The organism is Streptomyces sp. NPDC006235, from assembly GCF_040613735.1.
Lineage (GTDB): Bacteria > Actinomycetota > Actinomycetes > Streptomycetales > Streptomycetaceae > Streptomyces.
Genome location: NZ_JBEXSR010000013.1, coordinates 38,363 through 53,029, shown reverse-complemented (window position 1 = coordinate 53,029; position 14,667 = coordinate 38,363). Strand labels below are relative to the sequence as shown.

The 14,667-nt window shown below is 71.8% G+C and carries 10 protein-coding genes; 4 read left to right on the top strand and 6 right to left on the bottom strand.

Annotation, left to right across the window (positions count from 1 at the left end; translation table 11 throughout):
* Window positions 1-7: 7 nt before the first annotated feature.
* From ccrA to ABZ192_RS17660, 3 genes are all read right to left on the bottom strand, one after another.
* Window positions 8-1,351, bottom strand: a complete 1,344-nt coding sequence (gene ccrA, locus ABZ192_RS17670) for a crotonyl-CoA carboxylase/reductase (RefSeq protein WP_356925389.1) — start codon at window positions 1,349-1,351, stop codon at window positions 8-10.
* Window positions 1,352-1,729: 378 nt separating this feature from the next.
* The gene (locus ABZ192_RS17665) at window positions 1,730-2,539 is read right to left on the bottom strand and encodes a TetR family transcriptional regulator (RefSeq protein ID WP_356925388.1); all 810 of its coding nucleotides are present in this window, start codon (window positions 2,537-2,539) and stop codon (window positions 1,730-1,732) included.
* 136 nt (window positions 2,540-2,675) lie between these two features.
* Window positions 2,676-4,481 carry a 3-hydroxyacyl-CoA dehydrogenase family protein gene (locus ABZ192_RS17660; RefSeq protein ID WP_356925387.1) on the bottom strand — a complete coding sequence of 602 codons (1,806 nt, stop codon included), beginning with the start codon at window positions 4,479-4,481 and terminating at the stop codon, window positions 2,676-2,678.
* Between the two features lie 391 nt (window positions 4,482-4,872).
* Between ABZ192_RS17660 and ABZ192_RS17655 the strand changes: the two genes are divergently transcribed.
* Window positions 4,873-5,448, top strand: a complete 576-nt coding sequence (locus ABZ192_RS17655) for an adenylosuccinate lyase (RefSeq protein ID WP_356925386.1) — start codon at window positions 4,873-4,875, stop codon at window positions 5,446-5,448.
* A 2-nt stretch (window positions 5,449-5,450) separates the two neighbouring features.
* Here ABZ192_RS17655 and ABZ192_RS17650 read toward each other — a convergent pair whose 3' ends face one another.
* From ABZ192_RS17650 to ABZ192_RS17640, 3 genes are all read right to left on the bottom strand, one after another.
* Window positions 5,451-5,996, bottom strand: a complete 546-nt coding sequence (locus tag ABZ192_RS17650; RefSeq protein WP_356925385.1) for a GNAT family N-acetyltransferase — start codon at window positions 5,994-5,996, stop codon at window positions 5,451-5,453.
* Between the two features lie 110 nt (window positions 5,997-6,106).
* Window positions 6,107-7,720: an alpha/beta hydrolase gene (locus ABZ192_RS17645; RefSeq protein WP_356925384.1), complete on the bottom strand. Its 1,614-nt coding sequence runs from the start codon at window positions 7,718-7,720 to the stop codon at window positions 6,107-6,109.
* A gap of 161 nt (window positions 7,721-7,881) precedes the next feature.
* The gene (locus tag ABZ192_RS17640; RefSeq protein WP_356925383.1) at window positions 7,882-8,922 is read right to left on the bottom strand and encodes an Rv2578c family radical SAM protein; all 1,041 of its coding nucleotides are present in this window, start codon (window positions 8,920-8,922) and stop codon (window positions 7,882-7,884) included.
* A 171-nt stretch (window positions 8,923-9,093) separates the two neighbouring features.
* On the opposite strand from ABZ192_RS17640, the gene ABZ192_RS17635 reads away from it, so the two are divergent.
* The 3 genes from ABZ192_RS17635 (at window position 9,094) to ABZ192_RS17625 (ending at window position 14,654) form a co-directional block, all read left to right on the top strand.
* Window positions 9,094-9,537: an SRPBCC family protein gene (locus tag ABZ192_RS17635; protein ID WP_356925382.1), complete on the top strand. Its 444-nt coding sequence runs from the start codon at window positions 9,094-9,096 to the stop codon at window positions 9,535-9,537.
* Between the two features lie 155 nt (window positions 9,538-9,692).
* Window positions 9,693-12,083 carry an MFS transporter gene (locus tag ABZ192_RS17630; RefSeq protein WP_356925381.1) on the top strand — a complete coding sequence of 797 codons (2,391 nt, stop codon included), beginning with the start codon at window positions 9,693-9,695 and terminating at the stop codon, window positions 12,081-12,083.
* Window positions 12,084-12,227: 144 nt separating this feature from the next.
* Window positions 12,228-14,654 carry a SpoIIE family protein phosphatase gene (locus tag ABZ192_RS17625; protein WP_356925380.1) on the top strand — a complete coding sequence of 809 codons (2,427 nt, stop codon included), beginning with the start codon at window positions 12,228-12,230 and terminating at the stop codon, window positions 14,652-14,654.
* Window positions 14,655-14,667: the final 13 nt, after the last annotated feature.

Sequence of the window (14,667 nt, the reverse complement as noted above, 5' to 3'; positions counted from 1 at the left end):
GCAGCCCTCAGATGTTCCGGAAGCGGTTGATGGCGTCGATGTGCTGGGCGCGCTTGGCCTGGTCGCGCACGCCCAGGCCCTCCTCGGGGGCCATGCACAGCACTCCGACCTTGCCCTGGTGGAGGTTGCGGTGCACGTCGTAGGCGGCCTGGCCGGTGTCCTCCAGGGAGTACACCTTCGACAGGGTGGGGTGGATCTTGCCCTTCGCGATGAGCCGGTTGGCCTCCCATGCCTCGCGGTAGTTGGCGAAGTGCGAGCCGATGATCCGCTTCAGCGACATCCACAGGTAGCGGTTGTCGTACTCGTGCATGTAGCCCGAGGTGGAGGCGCAGGTGGTGATGGTGCCGCCCTTGCGGGTGACGAAGACGCTCGCGCCGAAGGTCTCGCGGCCGGGGTGCTCGAAGACGATGTCGATGTCCTCCCCGCCGGTGAGCTCGCGGATGCGCTTGCCGAAGCGCTTCCACTCCTTCGGGTCCTGGGTGTTCTCGTCCTTCCAGAACTTGTAGCCCTCGGCGTTGCGGTCGATGATCGCCTCGGCGCCCATCGAGCGGCAGATGTTCGCCTTCTGCTCGCTGGAGACGACACAGATGGGGTTGGCGCCGCCGGCCAGCGCGAACTGGGTGGCGTAACTGCCGAGTCCGCCGCTCGCGCCCCAGATGAGCACGTTGTCGCCCTGCTTCATGCCGGCGCCGTTGCGGGAGACCAGCTGGCGGTAGGCCGTGGAGTTGACCAGGCCGGGGGCGGCGGCCTCCTCCCAGCTCAGGTGGTCCGGCTTCGGCATCAGCTGGTTGGACTTGACCAGGGCGATCTCGGCGAGGCCGCCGAAGTTGGTCTCGAAGCCCCAGATGCGCTGCTCGGGGTCGAGCATCGTGTCGTTGTGGCCGTCGCTGGACTCCAGCTCCACGGACAGGCAGTGCGCGACGACCTCGTCGCCGGGCCGCCAGGCGTTGACGCCCGGGCCGGTGCGCAGGACGACGCCCGCGAGGTCGGAGCCGATGATGTGGTAAGGCAGGTCGTGGCGCTTGGCCAGCTCGCTGGTGCGGCCGTAGCGCTCCAGGAAGCCGAACGTCGACAGCGGCTCGAAGATCGACGTCCACACCGAGTTGTAGTTGACCGAGGAGGCCATGACGGCCACCAGGGCCTCGCCCGGGCCGAGCTCGGGCAGCGGCACCTCGTCCAGGTGGATCGACTTGCGGGGATCCTTGTCGCGCGTGGCGAGCCCGGCGAACATCTCCGTCTCGTCCTTGTGCACGGTGATCGCGCGGTACGACTCGGGGAGCGGGAGGGCGGCGAAGTCCTCCGACGTGGAGTCGGGCGACTGGATCGCGGCCAGGATGTCCTTAACGGTCACGGTGTTGCCTCCGGCGGTGAGCGCCCTGAGGGAGGGGCGCCGATGGTTACGTCGGTGCTGCTGAGGGTCGGGGTGTGCCGTCGGTTCGGCGGTGGTGCTGTTCGGCAGCGCTGGTGGCGCGGGAGGTTGCCTGTGACGCAGGCGTCCGGGCGGGCAGGCGCTGGGCTTGCTGGGACGTCGCCCGGACCTCTTCAACGTATGACACCGCGTGTCACCTCGCAAGGCACTGAGTGCCAGAACTTGCTCTCAGATGAAATCTTTACGTAACAAATGAGCGATGATCGATCGAACGGCCTCGTCGAGGGCCCGCAAAATGGCCCCTGACATGCCAAAACGGCCACCCCGTGGGGTGGCCGTCATCACAGGAACGGGAGCCGCTCAGCGCTCCTTGAGGGCCTGCTCGATCGTCCGCATGACCTCGTCCAGCGGGGCGTCCGTCCGGGCGACGGTCACCAGCACCTCGCCCTGCGCCGAGGCCGTCGCCGCGGCCGGCTGCGCCTCCGTGGAGCGCCCGGCCCCGATGCCCGTGCCGAACGTCTTGCGCACGATCGCGAAGGCGTGGTCCAGCTGCGCCTCCACGTCCCCCTGCCCGCCCGCCCGCAGCCAGCGCCGCAGGACGTGGTTGTGGGCGGTGACCACGGCGGACGCGGCGACCTCCGCGAGCAGCGGGTCGTCGTTGGCGTCGTCGGCGTGGGCGCGCTCGTCGAAATGACCGAGGAGATACCGGGTGAACAGGCGCTCGTAGCGGGCCACCGACGCGATCTCCGCCTCGCGCAGGGTCGGCACCTCGCGCGTCAGCTTGTAGCGGGCGACCGAGATCTCCGGCCGGGCCGCGTACATCTTCATGACTTCCTTGATGCCGCGGCACACCGTGTCGAGCGGATGCTCGTGCGCGGGCGCGGCGTTGAGCACCGCCTCGGCCCGGACCAGGGTGTCGTCGTGGTCGGGGAAGATCGCCTCTTCCTTGGAGCGGAAGTGGCGGAAGAAGGTGCGGCGGGCGACGCCGGCCTGGGCCGCGATCTCGTCGACGGTGGTCGCCTCGTAGCCCTTGGTCGCGAACAGCTCCATCGCGGCGGCCGCCAGTTCCCGGCGCATCTTGAGCCGCTGGGCGGCGGCGCGAGAGCCTGCGGCACTTTCCGGCGCGTCGGTCGTAGCCGATGTACGTGAGGACTTGGCGGGCTGGGACATGCCCTGAACGTACTGCATGTGCGCAGCTCGCTGCGCGTGACCTGGTTCTCCGCCGCCGCCCTGGGACGGCGGGAACCGGTCCGGGCCGAGCAGGCCGCCCCACTCCGCGCCGGACCGGAACCAGTCGCCGGGACCGTCAGCGCTTGGCATATTCGCGGAAGCCACGGCCGGTCTTGCGGCCGAGGCAGCCCGCGGCCACCAGGTGCTCCAGGAGCGGTGCCGGGGCGAGCCCCGGGTCGCGGAACTCGCGGTGCAGGACCTTCTCGATGGCGAGCGAGACGTCGAGCCCGACGACGTCCAGCAGCTCGAACGGGCCCATCGGGTAACCGCCGCCCAGCTTCATCGCCGCGTCGATGTCGTCCAGGGACGCGTAGTGCTCCTGCACCATCTTGATCGCGTTGTTCAGGTACGGGAAGAGCAGCGCGTTCACGATGAAGCCCGCGCGGTCCCCGCAGTCGACCGGGTGCTTCCTGATCCGGCCGCAGACCTCGCGGACCGTGGCGTGGACGTCGTCGGCCGTCAGCACCGTACGGACGACCTCGACCAGCTTCATGGCCGGGGCCGGGTTGAAGAAGTGCATGCCGATCACGTCCTGCGGGCGCGAGGTGGCCCGGGCGCAGGCCACGACCGGCAGCGACGAGGTGGTGGTGGCCAGGACCGCGCCCGGCTTGCAGACCTTGTCCAGCGCGGCGAACAGCTGCCGCTTGACCTCCAGGTCCTCGGCGACCGCCTCCACGGCCAGGTCGACGCCCGCGAAGTCGTCGTACGTGCCCGTCGGCGTGATGAGGTCCAGGGTCTGGGCGGCGGCCTCGGCGGTCATCCGGCCCTTGTCGACCGAGCGGGACAGGGACTTGCCGATGCGGGCCTTCGCGGCCTGGGCCTTCTCCTCGCTGCGGGCGGCGAGGACGACCTCGTACCCGGCCTTGGCGAAGACCTCGGCGATGCCGGAGGCCATGGTGCCCGAGCCCGCGACACCCACCGAGCGGACCTCCCGGCCCGGGACCAGGTCACCGCCCTCCAGCGGGGTCAGCGCGTCCCGCACGACGGTGCCGCTGCCCGGCGCCTCGTACGTGTAGAAGCCGCGTCCCGCCTTGCGGCCGGTCAGGCCCGCCTCGCTCAGCTGCTTGAGGATCGGCGCCGGGGCGTGCAGCCGGTCGCGGGAGGCGGCGTACATCGCCTCCAGGACCGTGCGCGCGGTGTCGACGCCGATCAGGTCGAGCAGCGCCAGCGGGCCCATCGGCAGGCCGCAGCCCAGCCGCATCGCGGCGTCGATGTCCTCGCGGGAGGCGTACTTCGCCTCGTACATCGCGGCGGCCTGGTTGAGGTAGCCGAACAGCAGCCCGTCGGCGACGAAGCCGGGCCGGTCGCCGACCGCGACGGGCTCCTTGCCCAGGTCGAGGGCGAGATCGGTGACCGCCGTGACGGCGGCCGGGGCGGTCAGCACCGAGGAGACGACCTCGACCAGCCGCATCGCCGGGGCCGGGTTGAAGAAGTGCAGGCCCAGCACCCGCTCGGGACGGGCCGAGTCGGCGGCGAGCCGCGTGACGGACAGGGCGTTGGTGCCGGTCGCCATGATCGTCTCGGGGCGCACGATCCCGTCCAGCTCCCGGAAGACCTGGTGCTTGACCTCGTACGACTCCGGAGCCACCTCGATGACCAGGTCGGCGTCGGCCGCGGCCCGCAGGTCGGTGGAGGTGCGCACGCGGTCCAGGATCTGCGTGCGCTCCTGCTCGGTCAGCCGGCCGCGCTCCACGCCACGGGCGGTGGAGGACTCCAGGGCGGCGACGCACTTCGCGGCCTGGGCCTCGCTGATGTCGATGCCGACGACCTCGCGGCCGGCCTTGGCGAGGACCTCGGCGATGCCGGTGCCCATCGTGCCGAGGCCGACGACGGCGATGGTGCGCAGCGGGGACAGGGACGGGTCGGACAGGGGAGTGGCCATCGCGGGACTCCAGGATGAGGGTGACGACGGGGAACGCGACCCGGGTGCGCCGGGTACGGACCGGCAGGGGCCGGTCCCGGGCGCACCGGGTGCGTGAGAAGTGCGGGTGTTGGCCGGGCTGCGAGCGCACACGCCCGGTGCCGTCGGGCCGGGCGTGCACACGCCCGGTGAACGGCGGTTCCGACCGGCCCTGTCCCGGGGCCGAGCCGTACTGCGGTACCGATGTACCGAACCGACTGCTCTCACGGTGGCCGCGTCACCAGACCGCCGCGAGGAGATACGAGTGGGTAACTCGCTCGTCTGAGCTTAACTCGCGGGTAACGAGCGCGCCAGCCCTCGTGTTTGTGATGTACGTCCCGCGCGGCTCGCGCCAGCCCCTAATCTCTCAGTCATGGACGAAGAGTTGCGATCACTCACGGAGCGCTTACGGCAGGAGTCGGGGGCGTCGCCCGCCTTCGAGCGGCTCGTGGCGACCGACGACCTCGACACCCTGGCCGCCGTGCTGACCGAACCCGGGCAGCCCTTGTGGGCGCGGGAGCTGGCCGCCTTCCGACTGGGACTCGCCGGGGACCGGCGGGCCTTCGAGTCCCTGGTGCTGCTGCTCAACCACCGTGATCCGCCGCGCTGCGCCTGTGCCGCCTACGCCCTCGCCCGCCTCGGCGACCCCCGCACCGCCCGCGCGGCCGCCGCCCTCGCCACCAACGAACTGCGCGTCGCCTACGCCCTCCACCCCGTCCGGCTCCTGGTCGACCTGCGCGCCCCGGAGGCCGTGCCCGCCCTGATCACCACCCTCCAGCGGCGGCTGCGCCCGCACGACCCGTACCGCCGCGTGGCCCTCGCCTGCGTGGACGGGCTCGGCACGCTGGGCGACGCCCGGGCCAGACCCGTGCTGAACGAGGCCCTCGCGCATCCGGTGCTGGCGGAGGCGGCGGTGCGGGCGCTGGGGCGGATTCCGAAACAGAGGTGAGGTCAGCGGGGGAGCGCGCGTGCGTACCGCACCTCGGGGACCCTGACACCGTCCACCTCGAAGGACTCCTCCGCGCCGTCCGCCTCGAAGCCGGCCCGTTCGTAGAAGCGGCGGGCCCGGCCGTTGCCCTTGAGGACCCACAGGAGCAGACGGCCGTGGCCCGCGGCGGCGCAGCGCGCGACGGACTCCGCGAGAAGGGCCTGCCCCGCGCCCTGTCCCACCTGGTCGGGATGGACGTAGAGGGCGTACAACTCGGCGTCGGACGTGAGGAGTTCACCGTCCCGGTACGGACCGTGGCAGGCCCAGCCGACGACCTCGCCGCCGCTGTCCTCGGCGACCAGGTTCACCACGCTGCCGTCGGCCTGCGCCAGATGCCCGCGACGACGCTCGGCGTCCTCCGCCACGCTGAGCCCGTCCAGGTACGACGGCGGCATCAGCCCCCGGTACGCGCTCTGCCAGCCGCGGATGCGGATCTCGGCGACGCGGTCGCAGTCGGCGAACGTCATCTCCCGTATCCGGAGCTTTCCTGTCCTGGTCGACTCACTCATGGGCCCATGCTGGACCACGGCGGGGGCCTCGCCGTCCTTGATCGCCTCCGTCATCAGGCGGTCGAGGCTGTGCCGCTGCTTCGCACACCTGCAGGGGAGCTCACTCGGGCTCAGCCCCGGAAGCCGAGCAGGCCGTGCAGCGTCGAGCCCTTCGAGGAGGCCGGTGCTCCCTTCCCGGCGGCCGGCTCCGGGTCGGGCAGCGCTTCGCACACCGCGTCCGCCTCGCCGTGGCCGCGCGGCACCGTGCCGTCGGAGAGGTACGCCGCCAGATGCTTGTCCAGACAGGCGTTCCCGCTCAGCGTGATGCCGTGGTTGCCGCCGCCCTCCTCGACCACCAGGCTGGAGTCCGCCAGCAGATGATGGACGGTGACACCGCCCTCGTAGGGGGTGGCCGCGTCGTCGGTCGCCTGGAACAGCAGGGCGGGCGGCAGTTTGCCGTTGGCGATGTTCACCGGTTTCAGCGAGTCCGCCGGCCAGAACGCGCACGGCGCGTTGTACCAGGCGTTGTTCCAGGTCATGAACGGCGCCTTCTCGTGCACCGCCCAGTTGTCCTCGCGCCACCGGCGCCAGTCGCGCGGCCAGCCGGCGTCCCGGCACTGCACCGAGGTGTAGATGCTGTAGCCGTTGGCGCCGGGGGCATCGACCGCACCGAGGGCCTCGTACGCCTCGATCAGCGGCTCGGGCTTCCCGTAGTTCACGTACGCCGCGAACGCCTCGGCCAGACGTGGCCAGGAGCCGTTGTGGTAACCGCCCGGGATGAAGGTGTCCTCCAGCTCCGCCGCCCCCACCCTGCCGCCCGCCGGCTTCTTCGCCAGCGCCGCCCGCATCGCGTACCACCTGGCCTCGATCCGCTCCGGGTCGGTGCCGAGCCGGTACGTCGCGTCGTGCTCGGCGACCCAGGCCAGGAAGGCGCGGTGGCGGTCGTTGAAGGCCAGGTCCTGGTTGAGGTTGGCGTCGTACCAGACCTCCGTGGGGTCGACGACCGAGTCCAGGACCAGGCGCCGGACGCGCTCCGGGAAGAGCTTGGCGTAGACCGCGCCCAGGTAGGTGCCGTACGAGTAGCCGAGGTAGTTGATCCGCCGCGCTCCCAGGGCCTGCCGGATGGCGTCCATGTCGCGCACGGCGCTGGTGGTGTTCAGATACGGCAGCAGATGGCCGTACTTCTTGCCGCAGGCCGTCGCGAAGGACTCGGCGCGGGCGAGGTTGGCCCGCTCGATCGCGGGTGTGACCGGCAGGGAGTCCGGGCGCACCGGGCCGAAGTGGCCGGGGCGGCAGTCCAGCGCGGGCCGGCTCTTGCCCACGCCGCGCGGGTCGAACCCGATGACGTCGTACTGGGCCGCCACTTTCCCGGGCAGCGCGGACGCGACGAACCCGGCGAGCGCCAGGCCGCTGCCGCCGGGGCCGCCGGGATTGACCAGCAGCGGGCCCTGGTAGGTCCTGGCGGTGTGCGGGACGCGGGACAGGGCGAGGGTGATCCGCTGTCCGTGTGGCCTGCGGTGGTCGAGCGGCACTTCCAGGGACGCGCACTGGAGCGTCGGGTACGTCTTGGTGGCGCAGTTCTTCCAACTGGGTTCCGCGATGGCTTCCGCGGTGGATTCCGCGATGGGCCCGGCGGTGTGCACGGGCTCCGCGGTGCGCGGTGCGCTCGCCTCGGCGGGAACGGCCGTGAAGGTACCGGCCATGACGGCGGCGGCGCCGCACAGCGCGGCTGCGCGTTTTCTCATGGAGTCCTCCCAGGACGGCGGGATGGAGGACCGCGAGGGTCACCGTCCTGGCCGCATCGTCCCGGAGAGGAGTCCTGGAAGGGCTCATTCCATCACTGTCATGACCCGGATGGATCTTCGGATGCGCTCGAACGCGCCTGAAGGCATGCGCTCGAACGCCGCTAAAGGAGCGAGAGTTGTGTCGGCCCGGACACCGGGGGTTCCCCGGCCGGCTCCGGGGGCCGTATCCGGCGTGGCATCCCCGCGCGTGTCGGCCCGATGCCGTACTCCTCGGCCAGCTCGTGCACCTGACGGGTGATCCGGCGCTGGTACCACTTCGGGGCGTAGGAGCCCGCCGCGTACAGCCGCTCGTAGCGCGGCACCAGGTGGGGGTGGTGCTGCCCCAGCCAGGCCATGAACCACTCGCGGGCGCCCGGCCGCAGATGCAGCACCAGCGGGGTGACGGACGTGGCGCCGGAGGCCGCGATCGCCCGTACGGTGGCCCGCAGCCGGTCCGGCTGGTCGCTCAGGAACGGGATGACCGGTGCCATCAGCACGCCGCAGCCGATGCCGTGCTCGCCGAAGGTCCGGACGACCTCCAGGCGCCGGTCCGGCGCGGGAGTGCCCGGCTCGACGGTCCGCCACAGCTCCTGGTCGGTGAAGCCGACCGACACGGAGATGCCGACGTCGGTCACCTCCGCGGCCTGTTTGATGAGGTCCAGGTCGCGCAGGATCAGGGTGCCCTTGGTCAGGATCGAGAAGGGGTTCGCGTGATCGCGCAGGGCCGAGATGATGCCCGGCATCAGACGGTAGCGGCCCTCGGCGCGCTGGTAGCAGTCGACGTTCGTGCCCATCGCGATGTGCTCGCCCTGCCAGCGGCGTGAGCCGAGCTGCCGGCGCAGCAGCTCCGGCGCGTTGGTCTTGACCACGATCTGGGAGTCGAAGTCCAGGCCCGTGTCGAGGTCGAGATAGCTGTGCGTCTTGCGCGCGAAGCAGTACACACACGCGTGTGAGCAGCCGCGATAGGGATTGACGGTCCACTGGAACGACATCCGGGAGACCGCCGGCACCCGGTTGATGATCGACCGGGCCCGGATCTCGTGGAAGGTGATTCCCGCGAACTCCGGCGTGTCGAACGTGCGGGTGGTCACGGCGTCCGCGCCGAACAGCGCGGCGTCGGCCCGGCTGTGTTCGGAGTCCTCTGTGAGGTTGTCCCAGCGCATGACGCCTCCTCGGTAGCACTGACGACAGAATAGAACACATGTTCCCTTGATCGTGCGAGGGTGTTTTCCGAACGGGTGCGACCGGGTTGGGCGACCCCGATTTGGGGGGCCGGGCAGCGGGGTGGTTGGCTTGCCCCCAATCCCCGAGAACCCATGTCCTGGAGGAAAGCGATGGCGCAGGTCGAGGCCACTACGGAGCGGATCGTCGCGGCGGACGCGGAGACGGTGTTCGACGCCCTCGCCGACTACAGCGGCACGCGCGCGAAGCTGCTGCCCGAGCAGTTCAGCGAGTACGAGGTCCGCGAGGGCGGTGACGGCGAGGGCACCCTCGTCCACTGGAGGCTCCAGGCCACCAGCAAGCGCGTGCGGGACTGCCTCCTGGAGGTCAGCGAGCCCACGGACGGAGAGCTGGTCGAGAAGGACCGCAACTCCTCCATGGTCACCACCTGGCGGGTCACCCTGGCCGGCGACGGCAAGTCCCGGGTCGTCGTGACCACCACCTGGACCGGCGCCGGCGGTATCGGCGGCTTCTTCGAGAAGACCTTCGCGCCCAAGGGCCTCGGCCGGATCTACGACGCGCTGCTCGCCCGGCTCGCCACCGAGGTCGAGAAGTAGCCTCCCCAAGGCGCAAACACGGAGGGGCTGTTGTGTCCCTCACCGGTTCGAGTGATCTCCGTCCGGCTCGCTCCTGTGCCGTAACTCGTCGCGCTTGCTCGTAGTTGTCGCTTTTACGCGGGAATTGTGCGGCAGCGCGACGAGGGGAGCGGTAGGTGGGCGGGATCACTCTGGCGCAGGACGAACCGGCGGTGGCGCCTCCCGGACCTCCCGCCCCGCCGCCGGCCCCGGCCGTCGAACTGAGCCCGCGCAGAGTGCGGTTGGTCTTCCTCGCACTCCTGCCGGCCCTGCTCCTCGCCGCCCTGGAGCAGATGATCGTCGCCACGGCGCTCCCCGAGATCGTCGGTGAGCTGCACGGCCTGGACCGGATGTCCTGGGCGATCACCGCCTACCTGCTCACCGCGACCGTCGGACTGCCGGTCTACGGCAAGCTCGGCGACCTGCTCGGCCGCAAGGGCGTCTTCCAGTGCGCGATCGTCGTCTTCGTCGCCGGCTCCGCGCTCGCGGGCCGGGCGCAGACCATGGACCAGCTGATCGCCTTCCGCGCCCTCCAGGGCGCCGGTGCGGGCGGCCTCATGGTCGGTGTCCAGGCGATCGTCGCGGACATCGTGCCCGCCCGGCAGCGCGGCCGCTACCTGGGCCTGATCGGTGCCGCCTTCGGACTCGCCTCCGTGGCCGGGCCCCTGCTCGGCGGCTACTTCACCGACCATCTCTCCTGGCGCTGGTGCTTCTACGTCAACGTGCCCTTCGGCCTGGTCACACTGGCCGTCGTCGCCGTCGCGCTGAAGCTGCCGAAACCGGCGGGCAAGGCCCGGCTGGACCTCCTCGGCGCGCTGCTGCTGACCGCCGCCTCCACCTGCCTGGTCCTGCTGGCCAGTTGGGGCGGCACCGAGTACGCCTGGGACTCGCGCATGATCCTCGGCCTGGGCGCCGGAGCGGCCGTGGCGACCGTCCTCTTCCTCGTCGCCGAGCACTTCGCCGCCGAACCCCTCATCCCGCTGCGGTTGTTCAAGGACTCGGTCTTCAACGTCACCGGCCTGGTCGGCCTGGTGACCGGAGCCGGGCTGTTCGGTGCCGCCAGCTACCTGCCGACCTACCTCCAGATGGTCGACGGGGTCTCCGCCACCGAGTCGGGCCTGCTCATGCTGCCCATGACGGCCGGCATCGTCGGCGCCTCGGTCATCGCCGGACAGCTCATCAGCCACACCGGCCGCTACAAGGCCTACCCGATCCTCGGCTGCGCCCTCTCCGCCGCCGGCATGTGGCTGCTGTCCCGCCTCGACGCCGACACGCCCCGGCTGCACTACAGCATCTGGACGGCCGTCCTCGGCGCCGGCATCGGCATGGTGATGCCGGTGCTGATCCTCGCCGTGCAGAACTCCGTGCGCCCCGCCGACCTGTCCACCGCGACCAGCGCCAACAACTACTTCCGGCAGATCGGCGGCAGCGTCTCGGCCGCCGTACTCGGCACGTTCCTCGCCGGCCGGCTCGCCGACGCCCTGGCCCACCACCTGCCCACGCGCGCGGGCGACCGGCTCCCCGACCCCGAGTCCCTCACCCCGCAGCTCGTGCACGCCCTGCCCCCCAGGCTGCGCGACGCCTACATCGGGGCGTACGCCGACGCCATGCCGAGGATCTTCCTCTACCTGGTGCCGGTGCTGGCCCTCGGGCTGGTCATCGCCCTCTTCCTCAAGGAGAAACCCCTGGTGTCCCACCACGCATCCGTCACCGACCCGGACACGGAGCCGGGGAGCACCCCGATCCCGCGGGCCCGCGCTCCGCACACCGCCGGGGTCCCCGTCTGCGGCTCGGTGCAGCACCACGACGGGACCGTCGTGCCCGGCGCGGCGCTCACCCTCATCGACGTCACCGGCAGGCAGACCGGACGCGGCGCGAGCGGCGAGGACGGGCGCTACGCGCTGGCCACTCCGGGGCCCGGCTCCTATGTGCTGATCGCCGCCGCGGGCGGCCACCAGCCGCAGGCGGTCTCCGTGACCGTCGGCGAGCGCCCCGTCGAACTGGACATCGTCCTCGGCGGCGCGGGCAACCTCGTCGGCAGCGTGGTCACCGCCGACGGCACCCCCGTACGGGACGCCGGCGTCACGCTCACCAATGCGCACGGCGAGGTCGTGGCCACCACCCGCAGCGACCGCGAGGGCGGCTACGTCATCACCGATCTGGTCGCAGGCGAGTACACCCTCGCCGCAAGTGCCCCCGCCTTCCGCCCGGCCGCGCTCCCCGTCACCGTCCAGGCCGCCCGCGAGACCCGCCGGGACATCGAACTGGCCGGCGGCGCCCTGCTGCGCGGCACGGTCCGGGCGGGCGGCGGACGGCCCGTGGAGGACGCGCGGGTGACGCTGCTCGACGTGGCGGGCAACGTCGTCGACACCCTCACCACCGGCCCCGACGGCACCTTCCGGTTCGTGGACCTGTCCTCCGGCGAGTACACCGTCATCGCCGCCGGCTACCCGCCCGTCGCCACCGTCCTCCAGGTGGCCGGAGGCGGCCGCACCGAACGGGACCTCCAGCTCGGACACGAGGACTGAGCCGCACCGGCGCGCGGGGTCGCACGCCGGTGCGCACCCCGCGCGAGGAATTCCCCCGTTGCCGCACACGGCAACCGGCGCTCGCCGTACGGTGGTGACACCGGCACAGATCTTGCGGATCCGTGGGGAGAGAGGGCCTGGGCCATGGACCGTGGCACCGAGAGCGCCGAGTACGGCTCGGTGACCGACCCCGCCGAGCCCGGCCGTGTCCCCCTGGCCGTGGTCGTCGTCGACCGCGAAGGCCTCGTGTCGCACTGGAGCCGGGGCGCACGGCGCCTGTTCGGCGTCCTCAAGGACGAGGCCATCGGCCGCCCGGCCCTCGACCTGCTCCCCGTCTCCGGCGCACTCCCCGAGGACCAGGGCACCACCCCGTACGGGGCCTACGACGGACCGGGCCCCGGCCTCGGACCGTCCCTCGACGGCGGGCTGTCCTACCCGGCGGCGGGCCGCGCCCGGCTCACCGCACCCGGCAGCGACCGGGTCGACGTCCTGTGGTGGGCCTACCCCCTGGTCGGCCCCGGCCCCGAGCGGCTGCTCGTGCTGGCCGCCGACGCGGACGGTCTGCGCGCCGGCGGCACCGACGGGGCGTTCGAGCGGATCGCGCCCGGCTTCGCGCTGCACACCGACTTCCCCGGCTCGGAGGACCTCGCCCGCAGGCTCCCCGAGATCCTGCCCAGCATGAGCGTCGGCGAGAGCGCCCGCATCGTCGCGCAGATCCTCGAACTCGGCTACCCCGTCCTGGAATTCAGCCAGAACGACCGAGTGCCCGTCACCCCGGACTGGGGCGTCGCACGGCGCGCCGAGCGCAAGGCACGCCGGGAACGGGCAGCGCGGGCCCTGGCCGCCGGGGAGCCCGTCCCGGAGGAACTGCGCGAGGAGGGCGAGGATCTCGAGTACGCCGCCGTCCGCGAGCGCCTGGAGTTCCTCAACGAGGTCAGCGGCCGCATCGGCACCTCCCTCGACCTGTCCCGCACGATCATCGAGGTCAGCAAGGCCGTCGTGCCCCGCTTCACCGACGTCGCCGGGACCTATCTGCGCGAACAGGTCGTCGCGGGGGAGGGGTTCCCGGAGGGCGTGCCCGACACGACGACCCTGTGGCACCGGGTCGCCGTCGAGCACACCGACGAACCCGGCCGCTGGGACGACGTCGTGCCCGTCGGCGAGGCCATGCCGTTCCCGGCGCACACGCCGTTCTTCCAGTGCATGACGACCGGCGAACCCGTGCTGGTGCCGCGCATCAGCGAGGAGATGGGCCACGCCATCGCCGCGCAGTTCGAGAAGCGCGACATCCGGCCGCTCATCACGGGCCGCTCCATGCTGGTGGTCCCCCTGAAGGCCCGCCAGGTCGTGCTCGGCTTCATGATCCTGCTGCGGCACCCGGAGCGGCCCGTCTTCAACGACATGGACCGGGTCACCGGCGCCGAACTCGCCGCCCGCGCAGGCCTCGTGCTCGACAACGCGCGCATGTACACGTTCCAGGAGAACGTCGCCGAGACGCTCCAGGACAGCATGCTGCCGCACATCCCGCCCCGCATGGCCGGATGCGACATCGCCACCCGCTATCTGCCGGGCACGCTGCTCGGGCGGGTCGGCGGCGACTGGTTCGACGCGGTGAAGCTGCCCGGCGGGCGCACCGCGTTCGTCGTCGGCGACGTCATGGGCCACGGACTGAACTCGGCCGCCATGATGGGCCAGTTGCGTACGGCCGTGCAGACCATGGCCGGGCTCGACCTGCCGCCCGCCCAGCTGCTGCGCAACCTCGACGACCTCGCCCAGCGCCTCGGCGACACTTACCTCGCGACCTGCCTGTACGCCGTCTACGACCCGATCGCGGGCGAACTGCGCCTCGCCAACGCCGGTCACATCCCGCCCGTCCTGGTCCGCGCCGACGACGGGCGCAGCGAACTGCTCGACCTGCCCACCGGCGCGCCCATCGGCGTCGGCGGGGTGCCCTTCGAGGCGGTACGGGTGCGCGTCGGGCCCGGTGACCGGCTGGTGATGTGCACCGACGGGCTGGTCGAGGTGCGCGGCGAGGACATCGGCGTGGGCCTTGCGACCCTCTGTGAGTCGGCCGCCCACCCGGCCGCCTCCATGGATGACGCCTGCGACACGATCATCCGCGCCCTCAACACACGCGGCGGCCGCAAGGACGACGTGGCGCTGCTCATGGCCCGCCTGAACGGCATCGAACCGGACGACGTGGCCGAGTGGCGGCTCGCCCTCGAACCGGCCGAGGTCGGCCGGGCCCGCGCGGCGGTCCGCGAGCAACTGCACGACTGGGGCCTGGCGAAGCTGGCCGCGCCCGCCGAGCTGATGGTCAGCGAGCTCGTCACCAACGCCGTACGGCATTCCCGCGCCCGCCCCGTCGCACTGCGCCTGGTCCGCGGTGACAGCCTGCTGTGCGAGGTGGACGACGACGACCACGAGCTGCCGACGCTCCTCGGCACGGGCCCGCTCGATGACACCGGGCGCGGTCTGCGGGTCGTCAGCACACTGTCCCGCGAGTGGGGTACCAGCCGGACCAAGGCCGGCAAGACGGTCTGGTTCGAGCTGACCCTGCCGCGCCGCTGAACACCACCGCGTC

Excerpts from the sequence above, each read along its gene's own strand:
- ABZ192_RS17640 (WP_356925383.1), bottom strand. The coding sequence starts at position 8,922 with ATGCGCTGGGACAACCTCACAGAGGACTCCGAACACAGCCGGGCCGAC.
- ABZ192_RS17645 (WP_356925384.1), bottom strand. The coding sequence starts at position 7,720 with ATGAGAAAACGCGCAGCCGCGCTGTGCGGCGCCGCCGCCGTCATGGCC.
- ABZ192_RS17660 (WP_356925387.1), bottom strand. The coding sequence starts at position 4,481 with ATGGCCACTCCCCTGTCCGACCCGTCCCTGTCCCCGCTGCGCACCATC.
- ABZ192_RS17625 (WP_356925380.1), top strand. The coding sequence starts at position 12,228 with ATGGACCGTGGCACCGAGAGCGCCGAGTACGGCTCGGTGACCGACCCC.
- ABZ192_RS17650 (WP_356925385.1), bottom strand. The coding sequence starts at position 5,996 with ATGAGTGAGTCGACCAGGACAGGAAAGCTCCGGATACGGGAGATGACG.
- ABZ192_RS17665 (WP_356925388.1), bottom strand. The coding sequence starts at position 2,539 with ATGTCCCAGCCCGCCAAGTCCTCACGTACATCGGCTACGACCGACGCG.
- ABZ192_RS17635 (WP_356925382.1), top strand. The coding sequence starts at position 9,094 with ATGGCGCAGGTCGAGGCCACTACGGAGCGGATCGTCGCGGCGGACGCG.
- ABZ192_RS17655 (WP_356925386.1), top strand. The coding sequence starts at position 4,873 with ATGGACGAAGAGTTGCGATCACTCACGGAGCGCTTACGGCAGGAGTCG.